Source organism: Paenibacillus sp. FSL R5-0914 (genome assembly GCF_038004525.1).
Taxonomy (GTDB): domain Bacteria; phylum Bacillota; class Bacilli; order Paenibacillales; family Paenibacillaceae; genus Paenibacillus_AQ.
Genome location: NZ_JBBORH010000002.1, coordinates 1,241,478 through 1,263,609, shown reverse-complemented (window position 1 = coordinate 1,263,609; position 22,132 = coordinate 1,241,478). Strand labels below are relative to the sequence as shown.

Genomic DNA, 22,132 nt, shown 5'->3' with positions numbered 1-22,132 from the left:
TCCCAACAAGTTGATAAGGAGAGATTAAGATGAACAAAAAAGCACTCGTCGTATTTAGCGGCGGACAAGATAGCACCACTTGCCTGGTTTGGGCATTGAAGCAGTTTGAGGAAGTGCAGGTAGTTACCTTTAATTATAATCAGCGTCATGCGGCTGAAATCGAAGTTGCTACAGAAATAGCAGCTAAGTTTAATGTAAAACAGCATATCCTTGATCTTGGGCTGCTTAATCAGCTGGCACCAAATGCACTAACCCGCCAGGATATTGATATCGTTGCTGGCGAAGGTGATGAGCTTCCTAGTACATTTGTTGACGGACGGAATCTGTTATTTTTGTCTTTTTCCGCAATATTAGCTAAACAATTGGGTTACTCCCATATCGTCACTGGTGTCTGCCAAACGGACTTTAGCGGGTATCCGGACTGCCGTGATGTATTTGTGAAATCATTGAATGTTACGCTGAATTTATCTATGGACTATGAGTTTGCGATACACACTCCATTGATGTGGCTGGATAAAAAAGAAACATGGAATATGGCAGATGAACTGGGTTATTTTGATTATGTTCGCGAACACACATTGACCTGTTACAACGGTATTATTGGCAGTGGCTGCGGTACTTGTCCAGCCTGTCTGTTGCGTCAGCGTGGTCTTGAGCAATATGAGGCGGAGAGAATGGAGGCCGGTTCTTAATGCTTAACGAGGTTTCAGTCTGCAAAATATTTACGTTTGATGCGGCGCACCAATTAATTGGTCACAAAGGGAAATGCAGCAATCTGCACGGACATACTTATAAGCTCGAAGTAGTGCTTAAGGGCAAACCAGAGGCTACGGAAGGCCATTCAGACGAAGGGTTTGTTATTGACTTCAGCGATATCAAGACGACTGTGCAACAAAGCCTTGTAGATCGTTTAGATCACGCTTTTCTTGCTATGGGAAATGAACCTGTGTTAGAAACGTTAACGAATACGGGCTCCAAAGTAGCTTTGTTGTCTTTCCGCACCACAGTGGAGAATATGTCTTCATATATTGCCTACAAGCTTAAGCAAGCAGGGTTGCCTTTGTACTCGGTAAAGCTATGGGAGACTCCAACCTCCTGGGCAGAGGTGCTGGCTGAAGATGTTCCGGATGAAGGGCCATCCTACCGTTTATATGGAGGCTGTGACTGTGAGTAAGATTCCTGTAATTGAAATGTTCGGTCCGACTATTCAAGGCGAAGGTGCGGTAATTGGAGTGAAGACGATGTTTGTCCGCACCTATGGCTGCGATTATCGCTGTGGCTGGTGTGACTCTGCTTTTACTTGGGATGGTACTGCTAAGGATAAGGTTCGAATGATGACCTCGGATGAAATTATGAATGAACTTTTAGCTATAGCTGGAGATAATTTCGACTGTGTTACGATTTCAGGCGGAAATCCTGCTTTGATTGGTGACGGGATGGGCACTTTTATTAACCTGCTACATGAGCGAGGGATACAAGCTGCAATAGAAACTCAGGGGAGTAAATGGCAGGATTGGTTCAATGACGTGGATGTGCTGACAATTAGCCCTAAACCCCCAAGCTCAGGAATGACGACGAATTGGGAAATGCTAGATAACATCATGAGTAAAATGGAGAAACTGGGTCGTTCTACGCATAGCTTGAAGGTCGTAGTGTTTGACGATAAGGATTTTGATTATGCAAAAGACATTCACCAGCGATATCCCAATGTGCAGCTCTTTCTGCAGCCTGGGAATGATGATGTCACTGAAGAAGGCGACATTTCTGCTCGACTTTTGGGAAGGCTGGAATGGTTGTTTAATAAAGTAATCGTAGACGCTGATATGAATAGAGTACGTGTCCTTCCACAGCTGCATGCATTGATCTGGCATAATAAGCGTGGCAAGTAAAAAGTATTTAAATGTAACGGGTGTCTGCTCAGCAGATGCCCTTTTTTTATTGATTTAAGCCTTTAAATAGGTAGATAGAATGTCCCATAATCTGGTATGATTTTCATAAAAGTTGTAGGAGGTACTAAATGGGAAATTCAACTGCACTATTAATTATCGATGTTCAAGAAGCTATGTTCTCCTATCCTGATCAAAAGCTGTACGATGAAGAGGGTGTAATGGAGAGAATTATTTCCCTTCAGAACAAAGCTAGGGTAGCAGGTACTCCAATAGTTTATATTCAACACACCGAAGATGAGGAATATACAAAAGGTACGCCCACATGGCAGATCAGTCACCGCATCACACCGCAGGAAGGTGAAGTTATTGTGGAGAAGCCTACTTGGGATGCTTTTCACCGAACCGAACTGCAAGAGGAGCTACAGAAGCTGGGGATCACGAATCTGGTGATTTGTGGGATGCAAAGTGAGTTCTGCCTAGATACGACAATAAGACGCGCATACAGTATGGGTTATAAGAGTGTTCTCGTACAAGATGCTCATAGCACCTTTGATAATGGGGTACTGAATAGTAGTGAGATCGTTAAGCATCATAATGCAGTAATCGGAGGGAGATTCGCCCAGTTACGAGCTGAAAGCGAGGTTCAGTTCTAGATGAGTACACCTCAGGCTGCCATGAAACCTATTCAGCGTTCTCGACTTAGACTATTTGCCGGAAAGCGATATTTTATTTGGAAAAGATATTTGAAATGGTGCACTAGCCGCAGCAAGGTGGCGAAGCAGCGCACTAGTGAAATTTTATCTAATGAAGTGATGACTCATGCTACACCGTTATTAAGAAGTCTACGGAATGTAGATATGGTGCTTCAATACAATAAAATAACCAATTTACGTCTGGCGATAACGAAGCTGGATGGGCTCATGGTGCGCCCGGGTGAGACTTTTTCCTATTGGAGAAGCATCGGTAAGCCCAGTAAGCGAAAAGGGTATCTAGAGGGGATGGTGCTGCATTATGGTGGCTTCCATTCTGGAGTCGGCGGGGGACTGTGCCAGTTGTCCAATCTGATCTACTGGATGACACTGCATACACCTCTTACGGTTACAGAACGGCATCGGCACAGCTATGATGTATTTCCAGATGAACAGCGTACACAGCCATTTGGAAGCGGGGCCACCTGTTCTTATAATTATTTGGATCTTCAAGTGAAGAATAACACGAATCAAACGTATCAATTAAAGCTCTGGCTGGATGACAGCCATTTGCATGGGGAATGGAGATGCGATGAGCAGTCCCTTTATAAATATGAAGTGTACGAAAGTGATCATCGGATAAGCCTAGAACCATGGGGCGGATATATTCGTAGCAATAAGATCAGTCGAAAAATATTCACACGTACCGGCGACCTAGTTGGAGATGAAGCTGTAACGGATAACTATGCGCTTATGATGTATTCTCCGCTTCTTCATGGATAAGAGGATAAGGTAATGGGTTATAACATAGAAGACACGTTATCGTTCTATCCTATGCTATACTCAAAGGAGCGGCTTAACAGCATGAAAGCATTAACCTACCAAGGGAAGAAGAAAGTGAAAGTTAAAGAGGTTGCTGATCCGAAGATTGAGAAAAAGGATGACATTATCGTTCGAATTACTTCTACAGCGATTTGTGGCTCAGATCTGCACATTTTTAACGGTGAAATTCCAGGTATGCATGATGACTATGTTATTGGTCATGAGCCCATGGGCATTGTTGAGGAGACCGGTCCAGACGTAACTAAGGTCAAGAAAGGCGACCGGATCATTATTCCCTTTAATGTAGCCTGTGGTCAGTGCTACTTCTGCCAGCATGAGATGGAGAGTCAATGCGACAATGCTAATGACGCCAAGGATACAGGCGGATATCTGGGTTATTCCGATACTTATGGGGGCTTTGCAGGAGGGCAAGCCGAATTACTGCGGGTTCCTTATGGTAATTTCGGCCCTTTTGTCGTTCCTGAGGATGCAGAAATGGAAGATGAGAAAATTCTTTTCTTATCTGATATTGTTCCTACTGCTTGGTGGGGAGTAGAAAGCGGCGGAGTGAAGCCAGGGGATACAGTCATTGTTCTCGGCTGCGGGCCTGTTGGTCTGCTTACTCAGAAGTTTGCCTGGATCAAAGGTGCCTCAAGAGTCATTGCGGTTGATCATATTGGCTATCGTCTGCAGCATGCGAAGCTGACCAATAATGTTGAAGTTTATAATTTCGAAGAGATCAAGGACATTGAGGCTCATTTGAAGGAGATCACTCGTGGGGGCGCAGATGTGGTTATTGACTGTGTGGGTCTAGATGCCAAAATATCTGCCTTGGAGAAAGTGGAAACGGTTCTGAAGCTGCAAGGAGGCTCGCTTAGTGCATTCAGAATGGCCGGAGATATCGTACGTAAATTCGGAACCATCCAGCTTGTAGGAGTCTATGGACTTAATTACAATATGTTCCCGCTGGGTCAGCTATTTGAACGGAACATTTCATTAAAGATGGGACAAGCGCCAGTGATTCACTATATGCCGTTGCTGTATAAGATGATTAAAGAAAATAAATTTGATCCTACAGATATCATTACGCATCGCCTGCCAATTAGTAAAGCGGAGCATGGCTATGACGTTTTTAGTGAGAAAAAAGAGGATTGCATCAAGGTTGTTCTGAAGCCGTAGCCTTTTAAGAAGCATGAGCTTTCGTCAGAAATGACATTGCTTATGCTTTTTTTAGTGAAATCTAATGAAAATAGATGCATTTTTTCACGGTCTGCGTTAAATTAACATAAGTGACTTAAGATAGTGAAAGGACGCGTACCATGTGAAGCTTAAAAAACCGCCACTTCCTATTCCGATTTTAATGTTGATTGGGATTGTGGCCATCTCTTTTTCCGCCATTTTTATTAAGTGGTCAGCAGCGCCAGCATCTATACAAGGAATGTATCGGCTGTTGTTCACCTCGCTGCTGATGTTGCCTTTTGCAAGACCATACAGCGGAGCAGCGTTCGCTCTTCGTAAAAAAGACTGGATCATGCTAGTGCTCTCAGGCACTATGCTAGCTCTACATTTTTTGCTTTGGATGGGCTCTTTGAAGTATACTTCGGTAGCTAGTTCAACGATGATCATGGCGCTGGAGCCAGTGTTTATTATGCTGGGCGTTTATTTTTTGTATAAGGAAAAAACGGCTGTGTCTGCTATTCTGGGGCTGAGTATTGCTATTGGCGGAGTAGTGTTTATCGGTTGGGGCGATATTGGTATCTCTGCAGATAATCTTAAAGGTGATTTGTTATCGGTTGGAGGAACAGTAGTGGTAGCTGTGCATATGCTTATCGGTCAAAAGCTTGTAGTGCGCATGCCCTCATACCTGTACAGCTTGATAGTCTTCTTATCAGCGGCTGGTGTGTTTGCCATTTACAATCTGTTCATGGGGATTTCCTTTTTTAATTATCCTGCGAATGAGTGGGGGATTTTCCTATTGCTAGCAGTTGTTCCTACGGTGTTTGGCCATATATTATTTAATTGGTTGCTTCAGTATGTATCCGCAACTACGGTATCTATGAACATCTTAGGAGAACCAGTGGGGGCTAGTATCCTTGCTTATCTGCTATTAGGTGAACAATTAACTGCGCTACAATGGGCAGGGGGACTTTTGGTTATGTTTGGACTGGGCGTATATTTGTACGCTGGAAGAAAGAAAACGATTCAGGTGGCAGATGCCATTCAGAATGCTTCATAACAGATATTTTAATCATAAAGGGGTCGCAAGGTATGGAAGAACAAGATCAAAATTTAGAACTGCATCCTGGAAAAGGCACTGCGCCAACGAGTGAGGAACTATGGAACGAAGACACGTACACAGCTTGGGTTGCTCGATTTGGTACACCGTCTGAGGCTGCAGCCAAGTTAATCAAGGAACCAAGTGCAAAGCTGTACCCGCTCTCTTCTTATTTTGGAGATGTACAGGGTAAAAAGATGATGAATCTCATGGGATCAAACGGAATGAAGGCAGTCGCGCTGTCATTACTTGGAGCGGACGTTACTGTTGCTGACTTCTCAGAAGCTAATGCGCGTTATGCAGCTGATCTCGCACAAGAAGCAGGTGTTCAGCTTAACTATATCGTATCAGATGTTCTTAAGCTGCCAGATCACGTGCTCGATGGTTCATATGATATCGTATTTGCTGAATTAGGAATTGTACACTACTTTACCGAACTAGCACCGTTTATGGAAACCGTCCGCCATTTACTTTCTCCTGGTGGGATTTTTGTTCTACGTGATTTCCATCCTGTGACAACTAAGCTGATATCCTCTAAGGGTTCTACAGCGAAGGTTCGTAAGCACAAAGTTAGCGGGGACTATTTCGATACGACATTGGAAGAAAAAAAGGTCTCGTACTCTAAGTATTTGCCTTCCACAGGCAAACCAATAGACGAACAGGAACATAGCGTTGTATATTGGCGCCGCTGGACGCTTGGAGAAATTGTAACAGCTGCTGCCAGTTCCGGGCTTGTGATCCGCCAATTGATCGAAGAACCCAATCTATCCTCGGATGTTTATGATAAAGGAATACCAAAGACATTCACCTTGGTGGCAGGAAAGGGTCAGAACCTGTAGGCTATTCGAATGTAACTGTTATACACATATGAGCTTATCTAAAGGCTACTTCGTCCGTAAAAGGACGGTGTAGTCTTTTTTGCTTGCTTCAAAACATAAAATTTTAAACTTTTTTACGGAGATTATTCCATTACATTGGAAACTTATAGGTAATACAATAATTTTACATTCAACATTTGAAAGCGATTACTTTACAAAAAGGCATTTATAAAGGATTTGAGGTGGATATGAAATGGACGAAGTATTGCTACGAATGGCGGGGATTGATAAATTTTTTCCTGGTGTTCATGCATTGAATCAATGTCAATTTGAGCTGAAGCGTGGGGAAGTGCATGCCTTAGTCGGTGAAAATGGCGCAGGAAAGTCTACCTTAATGAAGATTGCAACAGGAGTCTATTCCAAGGATGCGGGTCAGATGTGGTACAAGGGATCTGAGGTGGAAATTGCCAATACTCGTGCTGCGCAGGAACTCGGGATTAGTATTATCCATCAGGAACTGAACCTAATGCCGCATCTTACAGTGGCCCAAAATATATTTATTGGTCGTGAGCCACGTAAGGCATTGAAATGGTTCGTTGATGATCTGGAGCTAAATCGTAAGGTGCAGGAACTGTTTGATCAGATGAATCTAAAGCTTGATCCGAAGACCTTGGTCTCAGACCTGACTGTTGCCAATCAGCAAATGGTTGAAATCGCCAAAGCCTTGTCCTTTAATGCGGAGGTACTCATCATGGATGAACCAACCGCAGCGTTGACTGATACGGAAATTAACGAGTTATTCCGTATGATCGAGCAATTACGAGAAGAAGGTGTGGGCATTATTTACATCTCTCACCGCATGGATGAGTTGAAACGGATCACAGACCGCATTACAGTCATGCGGGATGGTTGTTACGTGGATACTGTTCGGACGGATTCAATAACCATTGATCAGATTATTAGCATGATGGTTGGTCGTGAACTGTATCAAACGTCGAAACCAACACATTCGTTACAGACAGAGCAAGTCGTACTAGAGGTTCGAAACTTATCCAGTGGGCAAATGTTGAAGAATATCAGCTTTCATCTGAATAAAGGTGAGATTCTGGGCTTCGCTGGATTAATGGGCGCTGGACGTACTGAGGTTGTTCGTGCCGTATTTGGGGCTGATCCTATCGATAAGGGTGAGATTAAGCTGCATGGAAATACGGTTCGTATAAAACAGCCTCACCAAGCCGTGCAGCATGGAATTGGCTATTTGTCCGAAGATCGCAAACGCTACGGGCTGCTTGTAGATATGGACATTAGCATGAATAATGCGATTGCTTCCTTCTATAAATTCCGTAATGCATTCGGATGGATGAGGGATCGGGAGATGCGAAAGTCCGCGGAGCAGCATGCGGAAGCACTAGCAACCAAGACTCCAAGTGTAAGTCAAAAAGTCAAATTCTTATCCGGTGGGAATCAGCAAAAAGTAGTTATTGGGAAATGGTTAACGAGAGATTGCGATGTGTTGATCTTTGACGAGCCAACACGTGGTATTGATGTAGGAGCGAAAAGTGAGATCTATAAGTTGCTTGATCAGCTAGCAGGTGAGGGAAAAGCGATCATTATAGTCTCTTCAGATCTCCCAGAGATTCTAAGAATGAGCCATCGCATTATTGTCATGTGTGAAGGACGTATAACTGGTGAACTACTCGCAGAAGAAGCATCGCAAGAAGCGATAATGAAATATGCGACGATGCGTTCATAATCGTTCAATGTTTATCGGAGGTGTCAAGGTCATGAAGATCGCAGATAAAGGGATTAGCCAGCCTATCAGCTCGAAGCAAACCGGGGCGCAATCAGGGTTTAAACAAAAATTACTAGCATTCGCAAGTTTGATCATTCTGGTCATCGTATTTTCAGTAGCATCAAGTAACTTTTTTCAGTTTTCTAACCTAGTTGGAATCCTCGTCTCGACAGCTGTAATTGGGGTATTAGCGCTGGGCGCAACCTTTGTAATTATTACGGGCGGGATCGACCTTGCTTTGGGTACTGTGATGACCTTCTCCTCGGTGATGGTTGGCGTCATCATTACATTCTGGGGCCTACCTGTTCCACTCGGAATTGTAGGCGGGATTCTAGCTGGTGCACTATGCGGTTTTATAAGTGGTTTAATGGTGGCGAAAATGAATATTCCACCTTTTATTGCTACTCTGGCGATCATGATGGTCACTAAAGGATTGTCACTTGTCATAACGGGTGCCAAGCCGATTTATTTCAATGATGATCCGATTTTTGCCAAGATTGCAATGGGCAAGATGATCCCAGGCATTCCTAACACCATCGTAATCTTCCTATTGCTCGGTGTTATCGCAAGCATCATCTTATCGAAGACAATTATTGGACGCTATAACTTTGCACTTGGGAGCAATGAAGAAGCAACTCGCTTATCAGGTGTGAATACGGTCAAATGGAAGATTGTGATCTATACCATCACAGGGATTTTCAGCGGAATCGCTGGTATCCTGATGGCATCACGTCTAAATTCAGCCCAACCATCACTTGGCACTGGTTATGAACTTGAAGCTATAGCGGCTGTTGTCATTGGAGGCACATCTTTAAGCGGGGGCGTAGGTTCTATTCTAGGTACAATTATTGGTGCACTGATTATGAGTGTACTGACGAATGGCTTACAGATTATGTCCGTTGCTCAGGAATGGCGGACAGTCATTGTTGGTGTTGTAATCATCATAGCAGTGTATGCTGATATTCTTCGCAGACGGAAGCAATGAACGAGGTATTATCTCCATACGGAGTGATATACAAAGCAAATGACGAGGGGGAAGATTTAAATGAAACAACGTCGAAGAGGGATTATCATGCTTGCCAGTTTGTTATTGGCTACTACCTTACTTGGTGCTTGTAACAACAGTGATAGCAAAAAGAGTGCATCCGGTTCAGACAAACCATATATCCCAGTCATTTCAAAAGGCTTCCAGCATCAATTCTGGCAAGCGGTGAAGCAAGGAGCCGAGAAGGCTGCCAAGGAGTTTAATGTCGAGATTACGTTTGAAGGACCTGAAAACGAGAGTCAGGTAGATAAACAAATTGAAATGCTGCAGACGGCGCTAGATAAGAAACCAGCAGCAATCGCGTTAGCAGCTCTCGATAGCAAAGCAGCGATTCCATATCTGGAAAAGGCAAAGGAAAACAATATTCCAATCATTGGCTTTGACTCTGGTGTAGATAGCGATATTCCTGTAGCAACCGCAGCGACTGACAATAAAGCGGCAGCAGCTTTGGCAGCTGATAAAATGGCTGAGTTGATCGGCAAAAAGGGTAAAGTAGGTTTAGTTGTACATGACCAAACAAGCAGTACAGGTCAACAGCGTCGTGATGGCTTCTTAGAACAAATGAAAGCGAAATATCCAGATATTGAAGTGTTAGAGCCGCAATATGGCGGTGGAGATCAGTTAAAGTCCACGGATCTTGCAAAAGCGATGATGCAAGCCAATCCGGACCTTAAAGGAATCTATGGCTCAAACGAAGGATCTGCAGTAGGAGTAGCTAATGCAGTAAATGAATTACAGATGGGTGGTAAGATTGTAGTTATCGGCTTTGACTCCGGTAAACAGTTAATGGATGCTATTCGTAGTGGTGTTGTAGCTGGCGCTGTTACACAGGACCCCATTGGTATTGGGTATCAAGCGGTGAAGGCAGCTGTGCAGGCGATTAAAGGGGAAACCGTAGAAAAGAATATTGATACCGGGTTTCACTGGTACGATAAGAACAATATAGATTCCGATGAGATCAAACCTCTGCTGTACGAATAGAAGAGATTAATAATAGAGGTTGCCTCAAGAAGGCAACCTCTATTATGCTTATCCCAAAAGGTAAACATTTACATTACATGTACTCGATGAGTCAATAGCTGAGGAGGTGTTGGATGTATAAGATTATTCTAGTTGATGATGAAGACGAGGTTCGTGAGGGGATTAAACAGAAGATAGCATGGAATAATCATGGTTTTGAACTTGTTGGAGATTTCGATAACGGCAGAGATGCCCTTGATGCAGTCGAGCAGTATCGACCGGATGTGATTATTACAGATATTTGCATGCCCTTTATGGATGGACTAGGATTGGCTAAAGCTGTAATGGAACGATACCGGGACATGAAGGTCATTATCGTAACTGGTTATGAAGACTTCGAATACGCTAAACAGGCTATAACCTTGAAGGTGACGGAATATTTGTTAAAACCAATTAATGCTCGTGAGTTTGCCGAATATCTAAGCAAGATGAAGCAGGATTTGGATGAAGAGCATTTACAAAAGGCCAATATCGCTAAGCTTCGTATGCAATTAAATCAGAGCTTTCCTTTGCTTCGCGAACGTTTTCTGGAGAAGCTTGTTACTACTCGTATGAAAAACGACGAGATCGAGAATAAAATGAATTATTTTCATATACAGCTGCAGGGTGAGGCTAATCTTGCAATCGTAATCGATATAGAAATGGACAATCGTAGCCTGGATATTGCTTCTGATGCTGAGCTACTGCGCTTTGCTGCTTTTAACATTGTGCAGGAGCAACTTGAGAAGGAGCAGGGCGGTGTCGTATTTCAGACGAGAGATGGGAAACTCGCTGCGATATTATCAGGGGATTCCGAAGAGATCGAAGTCACAACACAACTTCTTGCAGATCAAGTACAAACCAGCCTGAACAAGTACTTGAAGCTGACTGCAACCATCGGCATCGGTAGAAAATACGCTGATTTACAGCAAATTCCACAATCATTCCAGGAAGCGATTTCATCCATAGAATATCGATATCTTTTAGGTATAGATAAGGTTATCTCCATACAGGATCTTGAGTTCGGCAAAGGATTGGATCAAGCACATTTCTCTTCATGGGAAAAGCAATTCATATCCGCGTTGAAGACAGGTAAAGCATCAGCGATCTCGGAGGTCCTCACAAAATGGTTTCAGGAGCTAAAAAGCAATAGCTCTTCTATAGAAGACTGCCGCAGTAGCCTCTACCAAATGCTCGTCTCTCTAATGAACTATGTGGTCGATATCGGATTCCCAAATACAGAGCTTGTTTCGCATAATATGTTTGCTGAGGTTGCAGCCCTTAAGACTTTAGATGAAGCTAGGAATTATTTGGAGAGAACTTGCCATGAGTTGATACTCAAGCTATCGGAACAAAGAACAACCGTCAGAACCTCTCAGATGAAGGCAGCAGAAGCTTATATTCGGGAGAATTATTGTAATGACAGCTTTTCACTTAATCAACTGTGCAGCCATATTTTTATGAGCATCAGTTATTTCAGTGTGACTTTTAAACAGCATACTGGAGAGACTTTTATTGAGTATTTGACTCGTCTCCGTTTGGAAAAAGCTAAAGAGCTCCTTACCGTCACACAGTTGAAGACTTATGACATCGCTGCTAGAGTTGGCTATGCTGATCCACAGTACTTTAGTGTGATTTTCAAACGTAATGTTGGGATCACACCGAAGGAATATCGACAGCGACAGAAGGAGAATCTCCTTCTATGAAACCTCATCGCTTCTTCCGAAGTCGAAGTATTCATAATAATATCGCTATTTCTTTTTCCCTTCTTATTCTCTGCACAACTATAGTTCTGAGCTATACTTCATACCGACTCTCCTCAGCTGCCGTCATGGGGAATTCCGTAGCCTATACTTCACAATTAATAGAACAAGTAAAACTGAACATCGAGAATTATATTAGTAACATGGAGAGTATTGCTGCTTTGGTATTAACTAGTAGTGATCTTGAGAGATATGTAAAAGGTTCGAGTTCGGGACAAGATGGAAAAGTCAAAGATAAGCAGTTAGCCAGCCAATATCTTCGATCTGTCGTCCAATCCCGCACCGACATTTCTTCTATAGTGTATGCAAGCTCAGAGGGGATAACGGTTTCGGATCGACTGGACGCGGTTTTGAAACCTCTTCCTGAGTTGATTGCTCAAGAGTGGTATCTGCAAGCTTTGAACCAGACGGGAGTGGCTGTCTCCTCTTCACATGTGCAGCACTTATTTCAAGATGAATATCGTTGGGTAGTATCGATCAGTAGAAAGCTATCAGATACCTTTTCAGAAATGGAAGCAGATCGACAAGGTGTGCTACTTGTAGATCTTAATTACAGCGTTATTAACAATTTGTGCAAACAAATCGAACTGGGAAAACGCGGTTATGTATTCATCGTAGATCCGTCAGGGAGCCTAGTCTATCATCCTCAACAGCAGCTGATCTACTCGCAGCTCAAGTTCGAGCAATTGGAAACCGTTCTTGGGATTAAAAGCGGGTCGGTTACAGTGAACACAGGGAACGAGCAGAAGCTGTACACGGTGGATACAACCAGCTTTGGTTGGAAGATTGTGGGGGTGACCTATCCAGATGATCTGGTTGCTAACAAACAGCAGATGCAAGGTACAGCTGCCTTGTGGGGAGCAGTAAGTCTCATCTTTGCCATGGCTATATCTGTGCTTCTTTCGTACGCACTAACTAAGCCACTCAAGAATCTTGAAATAAACATGAAAAAGGCTGAACGCGGAGAGTTCGACATTCGTGTGGAAATTGAGAGCACGAACGAAATTGGCAAGCTTGCCCGAACATTTAATCTGATGATCATGAAGATTAAAGAGTTAATGAGCCAGATTGTGATGGAGCAAGAGATGAAGCGTGTGAGTGAGTTGAAGGCATTACAAGCACAGATTAAGCCCCACTTTTTGTACAATACGCTAGACTCGATCATCTGGATGGCAGAGACCGGTAAGATGGAGGAGGTGGTCGAAATGACCTCATCATTATCGAAGCTGATGCGTTCTACGATTGGTGAGGGCGAGGAATTGATTCCGATCGCAAGAGAATTAGAACATATTCGACACTATCTAACGATTCAGAATATGCGCTATCGCCATAAATTCACATATTCGCTAGAAGTGGATGAAGACATTCTTGAATGTAGTATATTGAAATTGGTCCTTCAACCCTTAGTTGAAAATGCGATTTATCATGGGATAAAGCATAATCCTGAGCAAGGCCACATCCTGATAAGGGGCAAAAGAGAGAATAATGATATTACCATTCAGGTTATAGATAATGGTGTTGGTATGAATCCAGAGCAGATGAACAAGTTATTGCTTCAAAAGGCAGATTACAGGATTGGCAGTGGGGTTGGCGTCGCAAATGTGAACCATCGCATTCAGCTATATTTCGGGGACCATTACGGGTTGTCTTTTACGAGTGAAATGGAAGAAGGGACGACGGTCACTTTAAGAATTCCTGCGCTCTATGAGGAGGAGAATCCATGAGCTCACTATGGTCGAAAATAGGCTTGTCTGCTCTACTGGTAATCTTCATTGTAGCGCTCGGGTGGGCAGGTTATCATATGTTTATGAACGATCTTGATCCAAAGGTCAGAACCATTATCTACGTTCCTAAGACTATCGATACCAGTATTGAATTCTGGGAGGTAATGAAACAAGGAGTGGCGACTGCTGCCAAGGAATTCGGTGCAGATGTCCATACGGTAGGAACAGATACCGAGCTAGATGTAGATAAGCAGATTCAATTACTGGAACAGGCGATTGAGGAGAAGCCCGATGCCATTATTTTAGCTGCTACCGACTATTATCGTCTCGTTCCGGTTGCAGAGCAGATTAAGGCGGCTGGTATCACTCTTATTACGGTGGATTCGGGACTGAACGGCGGTGTATCGGAGAGCTTTATCGCCACAGATAATTATGAAGCAGGCCGTAAAGCAGCGCAGAAGTTGATTGAAAATATTCATAGCGACGATCAAGTCGCCATTATGAATTTTGTACAAGGCTCCGCTACAGCTATCGAGAGGGAGAAAGGGGTTCGGGATGCTTTATCTCAGAATGGAGTTAATCTTGTGCAGGATACCCTTTACAGTAACGGATCTTCGAAGAAGGCATATCAATTAACTGTTGATCTTCTAAAGAATCAGCCACAACTAAAGGGAATCATTGGCCTAAATGAGCCCTCTACATTAGGTGCGGGACTGGCGATTATGGATATGGGCTTAAAATCAAAAGTGAAGCTGGTTGGGTTCGACAATTCCAGTAGTGAGGTTCAGTTGCTGGAGAACGAAACGATGCTGGGAACGGTGATTCAAAAACCTTTTACTATGGGGTACTTGGCTGTGAAAACTGCACTTGAAGTCGTTTCAGGTCACAAAGTAGCTCCTGTTATGGATACAGGCTCCGAATTCATTACGAAGGAAAATATGTACACAAGTGAGAATGAAAAGTTAATGTTTCCCTTTATAGAATAAGCAAATAAGAGCGCTCAAAACCATTTTGGCTTTGGGCGCTCTCTTTTATAAAATAGAAGGACCTATTAGTTGTTGTTTAATATATCGGCAAAAGATTGCTGCAACGGTGTTAATATATGATCTTTTCGCCAAGCCAGTACAAAACCACCGCTCTCAGGCAAAACTCCCGGTAGTGGAGCACAACAAAGACGACCTAACGCAAGTTCTGCTTCAATGCTAACTCTAGAACAAATGCCTACGCCATCTCCCTCGCTAACTAACATCTTTAGAGTTTCAGGTGAATTCAACTCGGATCGGTTCCACAAGCGAATATGATTTATTTCTGCCCATTGATCCGCAAATCCCCGTAAACAAGAACCACCCTCATACTGAATCCAAGGCTCAAGCGCGATCTGTTCTAGTGTTAACTTCTCTATAGTTGCAAAAGGGTGACTAGGGGCAAAAATGAGCACAGGCTCGTCGCGGACAACCAGCTGAAAGTTAAAGGATTCATCATGCCAATCAGAAGTATGTAAAATAGCCATTTGAATTTCTCGGCTTCGGAGTCGTTCCTTTAACAAAGTATCACTTTGGATCGTCATTGAATTATTAATCCCAGGATATTGTTTCATGAATTGGATTAGCGCTTTAGGTAAAATATAAGTTGCAGGTATATAACTTGCTTCCAGCTTTAAAGTACCTTGTGTTGGTGAAGAAAACTGTTTAACAGTACGTTCAGCTTCGGCTGTAAGTGAGACAATCTTGAGCGCATATTGATAAAGGGCCCGACCCGCATCTGTGAGCAGTACTCTTCCACTTCGATATTGGAATAAAGGCGTTCCAAATTCATTCTCTAGATTCTTCATATGAAAAGATACTGTGGGTTGTTTAAGGCCTAATTCAGCAGCTACATCGGTTACTTTCTTATATTTTTCAAGTAGGATAACGATCTTTAACTTCATAATATTCATGACTTTCCTCCGTACAATGCTAAGTTGGATAACAAATTATATCTCCATTATAGATTAAATCTATACATATATATAGTTTCTATTGGTATTTTTATCGTTGGCTTTACAAAGTTAAGAAGTTTCTCTAACGAACGAGCTCTAGAATAAGAAGAGTCAGAGGGGCCAAGAAGCTCCGGACAACAACAATAACATATGCGTACAATGCACTTTTACAGTAAACAAGCATATGGGGGCCAAAGCTCCACAACACCATGTTAAAGCTTGCGAAGCCAGTTCCGTATGAACTGTATGAGGAAGCCGTGCTAACAAAACATTTAGGAGGAGACAAAACAATGCAATTCAAAAAATCTTGGGTTATGACTTTGGCTTTAACAAGCGTACTAGCACTTTCAGCTTGCGGTAATGGTGGGGCAAACAACACGGGAGGAAACGCTGCAGCTACAAATGAAGGTAGCGGCGCTAAAATAAGTGGTTCGATTCTAGCTTCAGGTTCAACAGCACTACAACCATTGGTTGAGCTGGTAGCCGAGAATTTCATGGATAAAAATGCTGGAGTGGACATCCAGGTTCAAGGCGGCGGCAGTGGTACTGGTCTTACTCAAGTAGCTGAGAAACAAGTAGATATCGGTAACTCTGACGTATTCGCAGAAGAAAAACTAAAAGATGCAGATGCAGAAAAAGCAGCAGCTCTTGTAGATCATCAAGTAGCAGTAGTAGCGATCGCAGCAGTAACCCATCCGGATGCTGGTGTAGACAGCTTGACTAAGCAACAGCTTATCGATATTTTCACAGGAAAAGTTACAAACTTTAAAGAAGTTGGCGGTGCGGATCAAAAAATCCAAATCATCAACCGTCCAGGCAGCTCCGGTACTCGCGCAACCTTTGAAAGCTTTGCACTTGGAACTAAAACTGAAGATATCCCAGGATCGATTCAAGAAGATTCCTCCGGTACTGTTAAGAAAATGATCGGAGAAACTCCAGGGGCTATCGGTTATCTGGCTCTTTCATACCTTGATGATTCAATCAAAACACTTAGCCTTGATGGTGTAGAAGCATCTGTAGACAATGTTATTTCTGGTAAATATCCAGTATGGGCTTACGAGCACATGTACACAAACGGCGAACCAAATGAAACAGTAAAAGCATTCCTTGACTTTTTCTTGACAGACGAAGTACAAACAGGTGAAGTCGTTGAGCTTGGATACATTCCAGCAGTAAAAATGCAAGTTACTCGTGACGTTGCAGGAAATGTTACAGCTAAGTAATTCACTTCTAAGTAATTTGTAAGGATTAGAATCTCAAGTGATTAGAGGCGGATACATCTGCCTCTCTTTTCACTTTAGAAAGAGGGAGCAATTGAGGGTGAAACTAAAGAACTCACGCATCGAGAAACATCATATTGAAGATTTTGTGGGACGTACATATATGTCCTTCTGTGTACTGCTATTGATAACAATCATTGTATCGATGGTATATTTTGTAGCGTCTAAAGGTATTTCAACTTTCACAAGTGGTGATGTTAGCGTTACTGATTTTCTATTCGGAACAAAGTGGTCACCTGAAGCAGATACGCCATCCTTTGGTGCTTTTCCGTTTATCACGGGATCCTTCTTAGTTACTCTACTTGCAGCATTGATTGCTAGTCCACTTAGCCTTTGCGCTGCGCTGTTCATGACTGAGATTGTCCCAGGGTGGGGTAAAAAATTGCTTCAGCCCGTAATCGAGCTGTTGGCAGGTATCCCTTCAGTTGTTTATGGTTTCATCGGATTAAGTGTTATTGTACCGTTTCTACGCAACAACCTGCCAGGTCAAGGCATCGGGGTAGCTGCAGGCGCGCTTGTGCTCTCGGTCATGATTCTTCCGACGATTACAAGCGTGGCTGCAGACGCGCTGGCTTCATTGCCGCAAAATTTAAAGGAATCCTCCTATGCGCTTGGTGCCACCCGGTGGCAGACGATCTCTCGAGTGATTATTCCGACAACGTTTCCTGCTATTATGACTGGTATTGTACTGGGGATGGCACGTGCATTCGGTGAAGCCCTTGCTGTACAGATGGTTATCGGGAATGCGCCATTCGTACCAAAATCACTCTTTGAATCAGCTTCTACCCTGACGAGTGTAATCACACTTGGAATGGGGAACACAACCATGGGCTCTGCGCACAATAATGCTCTGTGGAGTATGGCACTGGTTCTTATGCTGATGACCTTTGTATTTGTCTTCTTTGTGAGACTGCTTGAAAGGAGAAATAAAATTTGAAGCCGAGAACCGTAAATAAAATTGCCACAAGCCTTATTGTGTTTTTCGCATTGCTCATCGTAGCTATTCTGGTTGGTCTATTAGGATATATCCTCTTTCGGGGTCTTAGTCACATTAGTTGGGATTTTCTATTCTCTGCACCGCAAAAAATTCGAGCAGGTGGAGGAATTGGCCCTCAGCTATTCAACTCCTTATTCCTTTTGGTACTCACGCTAATAATTACAGTACCTCTAGGACTGGGTGCCGGTATTTACATGGCTGAATATGCTCGTCCGGGAAAAATCACCGGCTTTATTCGCTTAATTGTTGAGGTATTATCTTCGTTCCCTTCAATCGTAGTCGGCTTGTTTGGTCTATTGCTGATTGTTAACTATTTTAATCTTGGCTTTTCCTTAATCTCTGGAGCACTGGCATTAACGGTCTTTAATCTACCGCTGATGGTTCGGATTACGGAGCAAGCTTTCCGTAGTGTTCCGAAGCAACAAAAAGAGGCTGGTTTTGCACTAGGATTGTCCAAGTGGAAGATCGTAACCTCCGTGTTGTTCCCAGTAGCATTACCAACGATTATTACGGGTACTATTTTGTCTGCTGGCCGTGTCTTTGGGGAAGCAGCCGCGTTGATGTTCACTGCAGGAATGAGTAGCCCAAGACTAGATTTCACTAACTGGAATCCACTTAGTCCGAACTCACCACTGAATCCTTTCCGTCCAGCTGAAACACTGGCTGTTCATATCTGGAAGGTAAATAGTGAAGGCCTTGCTCCTGATGCCGCGCAAATTGCTGCGGGAGCTTCAGCAGTACTTGTAATTATGGTGTTGATCTTCAACTTGGCAGCACGTTATTTCGGTAGATTTATTTATCGTAAGCTTACAGCTTCAAAAAGAATGAACTAATTCCTAAAAACTAAAGTAGAGATGTAGGAGGAGTAATCGATGGGAACGTCGGCAACAGCAGTGCGTGAATCTTTTCAAACCGAGGACCTGAGTATTTTTTATGGAACATATGAGGCTGTAAAGGGGATTAGTCTTCCTTTTGCTGAAAATACGGTTACTGCACTGATCGGCCCATCCGGCTGCGGTAAATCAACCTTTCTTCGTTCACTGAACCGTATGAATGACGAAATCTCCGGATCAACAACCAAAGGAAGCATCTGGATTGATGGCGTTGATATTAATGCACCTGGCACAGACGTTATCAAACTGCGTCAGAAGATCGGTATGGTTTGGCAAAAGCCCAATCCGTTCTATAAATCCATTTATGATAACATCGCCTTTGGACCGAAGTACCATGGTGTAAAAGGAAAAAAAGCACTCGATGAGATTGTAGAGAGCAGCCTTCGTAAAGCAGCGTTGTGGGATGAAGTGAAGGACCGGTTAAAAGATTCAGCATTAGCTTTGTCCGGTGGACAACAGCAGCGCCTTTGTATTGCAAGAGCGTTGTCAGTTAACCCACAAATTCTACTCTTGGACGAACCAGCATCCGCACTAGATCCGGTTTCCACTGGTAAAGTAGAGGAGCTCATCAAGGAGTTAAAAGAAGAGCTACGCATAGTAATCGTGACACACAACATGCAGCAAGCTGCACGGATTTCTGATTATACGGCTTACTTCTATCTGGGATCCCTTATAGAATACGATAAGACGGATAAGGTCTTTACTAATCCTGAGAATCAAATGACACAAGAATATATCATGGGTCGTTTCGGCTGAAGCCTTTCAACATCGTTCCTTAGGGAACGGTGTTTTTTGTTTCTATTATTTGCAAAAGGCAGATAGATACTGTATCATTAATGATAATGATTATCATTATTACTATAGGGAGTGGATCTCATGACACAAACTCAACCGACTCAAAAGAATAGCGTAGCTGAAGTAATAAGAGAAAGACGCTCTATTAAGCTTTTTAAAAAAGATCCACTGCCACAAGGTCTCTTAGAGGAATTGTTAAATGTAGCTGTATGGGCGCCGAATCATGGGGTGCGTGAGCCGTGGAGATTTATTGCTTTTCAAGGTGATGGTACAAAGTTCTTGGCTGAAGCGGCATTTGCTTTCGTGAAACGTGCTTTTTCTGATCCTGAAGTGGCTGCTAAGCGAAAAGAATATATCTCAAATATTCCTTTAACGTTAATTGTGGTGATGCCTGAGGATCCTCGGCAGAGAGAGTGGGATGAGGATTTTGCAGCAGCGTCAGCACTTGTGCAGAACTTCCAGCTAGCAGCTTGGGAGCAAGGTGTGGGAACGATTTGGAAGACCGATCCTTATATCAATAATCCTGAATTCCGTAACAAAATTGGTGTGAAGCCAGGAGAGAAGATCATAGCTATGATCCATGCCGGATACCCGGAGACTGTGCCAGACAGCCGTCCACGCACGGATGCTTCTGAACTATTGAAGATCATTGATAGTTATCCAGAGAACGATGTAGTGGAATAAGCAGAAGGTTTTACGTTATTTGAATAATGAATATTAAAAGAATATATATCCGAAGCATCCGAAGGGGTGCTTTTTTGTTGTAAGTTCAAGCTCCTAATGTCGTATGGTCGGATAGCAAAATCGCGTTAAATGTTTATAGCAATATATAATGTACATAATGAATGATATTGATTACAATTGGGTTATGTGGATGAATTTAAATAAGGAGGGAAAAGCGTGGGGGAGAACAAGAACATCAAGATGAAACTGGCACGTATACAAAAAGATCTTTCCCAAGAACAGTTAGCGGAAGTTGTAGGGGTTACAAGACAGACGATTGGTCTGATTGAAGCTGGGAACTATAACCCAACGCTTAAGTTGTGCATAGCTATCTGCAAGACATTGGATCGATCTTTAAACGATATTTTTTGGGAGGAATAAGGGTGAGCAGGACAAGGATTAAGGATGAGCGGATTATCAGTGAAATTCAGAAGTTTAGTACGCATGGTTTTATGATTGTGTTCGTGGGCTTTATGGTTAGTCTTTTGGTAAAAGTGTTTATTCTGCAATGGGACATTAAGTATTGGTTGGATACGTTTGTGATTGTGATGGGAGGGTGTTTGTATATAACTGTTCGTTCCGTCAAAAATGGAATATATCTGCTACCGAGTAAAGAAGGCGATGTAAGACGGTATAAGAAAATCAATTTAATTTGGGGAGCTGTCAGTACATTAATATGGGCCGCTTTAATGTTCCTATCTGATTTTAGAGAAGCCGGGGAGTTGGATATTGCTAAAAGTATCATGAGCACCCTTTTGGGTTCCGTTATATTTTTCGTTGGGATTACATGGATGCAGTGGTTCATTATTAAAAGATCTAATAAAAATGCGGACAAAAGTCTAGATGGATAAGAAAACTAATAATTCACTCTTGTAAAACTAATATGATTAGTTTATATTTAAGCTAATACCATTAGTTTTTGGAGGGGTAATGATGAGAGTAACGCGTGAAGGTCATTTATTACAGCTAACTTGGATGCCAAGAGTGTTTCCTGTGAATTGTTACATCATTGAGGAAGAGAATGAGTTGACTTTGATAGATGCGGCATTGCCGTTCAGTGTAAAAGGAATTATAGATACCGCAGCGAAGCTTGATAAAAAGATCACTCGTATTATATTGACGCATGCTCATGATGATCATATAGGTGCACTGGATGAGCTAAAGAGACAGCTTCCAGAGGCTCAGGTGTACATTTCAGAAAGGGATGCAGCATTGCTTAGTGGAGATCGTTCACTTCGTGAGGGAGAACCTCAGACTCCTATAAAGGGAGGCGTGCCCAAGAAGGTAACAACGAGACCAGATGTATTGCTCTATGATGGAGATACCATTGGTTCATTAACAGCAATTCTAACTCCTGGTCATACCCCTGGATCTATGTCTTTCATTGATTCACGAAGCGGCGCTGTTATCGTTGGAGATGCTTTTCAAACCTTCCGGGGAACTGCAGTTTCAGGAACCATAATTCCTTGGTTTCCGTTCCCGGCTCTGGCAACCTGGAGTAAAGATCAAGCATTAAAGAGTGCAATTAAGATTCTAGAGGCTTCCCCGACTATACTGGCTACTGGACATGGAGACTTACTTAGAAACCCAGTACAAACCATGGAGAAAGCTATTCACAAAGCACAAATGATTCAAGATAGGAGTAATTAA

23 protein-coding genes are annotated in these 22,132 nt (G+C 42.9%); 22 read left to right on the top strand and 1 reads right to left on the bottom strand.

The window, feature by feature from the left end; all coding sequences use genetic code 11:
* Nucleotides 1–29 precede the first annotated feature (29 nt).
* From queC to MKX60_RS21605, 14 genes are all read left to right on the top strand, one after another.
* Nucleotides 30–692, top strand: a complete 663-nt coding sequence (gene queC / locus MKX60_RS21670; RefSeq protein WP_076298717.1) for a 7-cyano-7-deazaguanine synthase QueC — start codon at nt 30–32, stop codon at nt 690–692.
* Nucleotides 692–1,174: a 6-pyruvoyl trahydropterin synthase family protein gene (locus tag MKX60_RS21665; RefSeq protein WP_076298716.1), complete on the top strand. Its 483-nt coding sequence runs from the start codon at nt 692–694 to the stop codon at nt 1,172–1,174. Before queC ends, MKX60_RS21665 begins: the two co-directional genes overlap by 1 nt.
* Nucleotides 1,167–1,889, top strand: coding sequence for a 7-carboxy-7-deazaguanine synthase QueE (queE, locus tag MKX60_RS21660; protein WP_076298715.1), 723 nt, complete (start codon nt 1,167–1,169; stop codon nt 1,887–1,889). The genes MKX60_RS21665 and queE overlap by 8 nt, the downstream gene beginning before the upstream one ends.
* A gap of 128 nt (nt 1,890–2,017) precedes the next feature.
* Complete coding sequence (locus MKX60_RS21655) at nt 2,018–2,542, top strand: cysteine hydrolase family protein (protein ID WP_042188616.1); 525 nt, start codon at nt 2,018–2,020, stop codon at nt 2,540–2,542.
* A complete protein-coding gene (locus MKX60_RS21650) occupies nt 2,543–3,361 on the top strand; it encodes a VanW family protein (RefSeq protein ID WP_341060951.1) in 819 nt (272 codons plus the stop codon). It begins immediately after the preceding gene.
* Nucleotides 3,362–3,442: 81 nt separating this feature from the next.
* Nucleotides 3,443–4,579 (top strand): zinc-dependent alcohol dehydrogenase, encoded by a 1,137-nt coding sequence (locus MKX60_RS21645; protein ID WP_341060950.1) that lies wholly within the window; start codon nt 3,443–3,445, stop codon nt 4,577–4,579.
* Between the two features lie 142 nt (nt 4,580–4,721).
* Entirely contained in the window at nt 4,722–5,636 is a 915-nt protein-coding gene (locus MKX60_RS21640) for a DMT family transporter (RefSeq protein ID WP_341060949.1), read from the top strand.
* A 32-nt stretch (nt 5,637–5,668) separates the two neighbouring features.
* Nucleotides 5,669–6,514: a class I SAM-dependent methyltransferase gene (locus MKX60_RS21635; protein ID WP_076283608.1), complete on the top strand. Its 846-nt coding sequence runs from the start codon at nt 5,669–5,671 to the stop codon at nt 6,512–6,514.
* 232 nt (nt 6,515–6,746) lie between these two features.
* Nucleotides 6,747–8,246 carry a sugar ABC transporter ATP-binding protein gene (locus MKX60_RS21630; RefSeq protein ID WP_341060948.1) on the top strand — a complete coding sequence of 500 codons (1,500 nt, stop codon included), beginning with the start codon at nt 6,747–6,749 and terminating at the stop codon, nt 8,244–8,246.
* A 31-nt stretch (nt 8,247–8,277) separates the two neighbouring features.
* Nucleotides 8,278–9,270, top strand: a complete 993-nt coding sequence (locus tag MKX60_RS21625; protein WP_076283610.1) for an ABC transporter permease — start codon at nt 8,278–8,280, stop codon at nt 9,268–9,270.
* Between the two features lie 60 nt (nt 9,271–9,330).
* Nucleotides 9,331–10,311: an ABC transporter substrate-binding protein gene (locus MKX60_RS21620; RefSeq protein ID WP_060623448.1), complete on the top strand. Its 981-nt coding sequence runs from the start codon at nt 9,331–9,333 to the stop codon at nt 10,309–10,311.
* Between the two features lie 113 nt (nt 10,312–10,424).
* Nucleotides 10,425–12,035, top strand: a complete 1,611-nt coding sequence (locus MKX60_RS21615; protein ID WP_341060947.1) for a response regulator — start codon at nt 10,425–10,427, stop codon at nt 12,033–12,035.
* Complete coding sequence (locus MKX60_RS21610; RefSeq protein WP_076283612.1) at nt 12,032–13,816, top strand: cache domain-containing sensor histidine kinase; 1,785 nt, start codon at nt 12,032–12,034, stop codon at nt 13,814–13,816. The genes MKX60_RS21615 and MKX60_RS21610 overlap by 4 nt, the downstream gene beginning before the upstream one ends.
* Nucleotides 13,813–14,802 (top strand): substrate-binding domain-containing protein, encoded by a 990-nt coding sequence (locus MKX60_RS21605; protein WP_341060945.1) that lies wholly within the window; start codon nt 13,813–13,815, stop codon nt 14,800–14,802. The genes MKX60_RS21610 and MKX60_RS21605 overlap by 4 nt, the downstream gene beginning before the upstream one ends.
* A gap of 65 nt (nt 14,803–14,867) precedes the next feature.
* Here the strand turns inward: MKX60_RS21605 and MKX60_RS21600 are convergent, their stop codons facing one another.
* Nucleotides 14,868–15,752, bottom strand: a complete 885-nt coding sequence (locus MKX60_RS21600; RefSeq protein ID WP_341060943.1) for a LysR family transcriptional regulator — start codon at nt 15,750–15,752, stop codon at nt 14,868–14,870.
* 332 nt (nt 15,753–16,084) lie between these two features.
* On the opposite strand from MKX60_RS21600, the gene MKX60_RS21595 reads away from it, so the two are divergent.
* From MKX60_RS21595 to MKX60_RS21560, 8 genes are all read left to right on the top strand, one after another.
* A complete protein-coding gene (locus MKX60_RS21595; protein WP_042132223.1) occupies nt 16,085–17,017 on the top strand; it encodes a phosphate ABC transporter substrate-binding protein in 933 nt (310 codons plus the stop codon).
* A gap of 91 nt (nt 17,018–17,108) precedes the next feature.
* Entirely contained in the window at nt 17,109–18,011 is a 903-nt protein-coding gene (gene pstC, locus MKX60_RS21590) for a phosphate ABC transporter permease subunit PstC (RefSeq protein WP_042128137.1), read from the top strand.
* Nucleotides 18,008–18,904 (top strand): phosphate ABC transporter permease PstA, encoded by an 897-nt coding sequence (pstA, locus tag MKX60_RS21585; RefSeq protein ID WP_042128135.1) that lies wholly within the window; start codon nt 18,008–18,010, stop codon nt 18,902–18,904. The genes pstC and pstA overlap by 4 nt, the downstream gene beginning before the upstream one ends.
* Nucleotides 18,905–18,943: 39 nt before the next feature.
* A complete protein-coding gene (gene pstB, locus MKX60_RS21580) occupies nt 18,944–19,720 on the top strand; it encodes a phosphate ABC transporter ATP-binding protein PstB (protein WP_042188599.1) in 777 nt (258 codons plus the stop codon).
* Nucleotides 19,721–19,840: 120 nt separating this feature from the next.
* The gene (locus MKX60_RS21575; RefSeq protein ID WP_076283615.1) at nt 19,841–20,443 is read left to right on the top strand and encodes a nitroreductase family protein; all 603 of its coding nucleotides are present in this window, start codon (nt 19,841–19,843) and stop codon (nt 20,441–20,443) included.
* 240 nt (nt 20,444–20,683) lie between these two features.
* On the top strand, nt 20,684–20,863 hold the full coding sequence (locus MKX60_RS21570; RefSeq protein WP_076283793.1) for a helix-turn-helix transcriptional regulator: 180 nt from the start codon (nt 20,684–20,686) through the stop codon (nt 20,861–20,863).
* A gap of 2 nt (nt 20,864–20,865) precedes the next feature.
* Nucleotides 20,866–21,333, top strand: a complete 468-nt coding sequence (locus MKX60_RS21565) for a DUF6773 family protein (protein WP_076283616.1) — start codon at nt 20,866–20,868, stop codon at nt 21,331–21,333.
* 82 nt (nt 21,334–21,415) lie between these two features.
* Complete coding sequence (locus MKX60_RS21560) at nt 21,416–22,132, top strand: MBL fold metallo-hydrolase (protein ID WP_341061140.1); 717 nt, start codon at nt 21,416–21,418, stop codon at nt 22,130–22,132.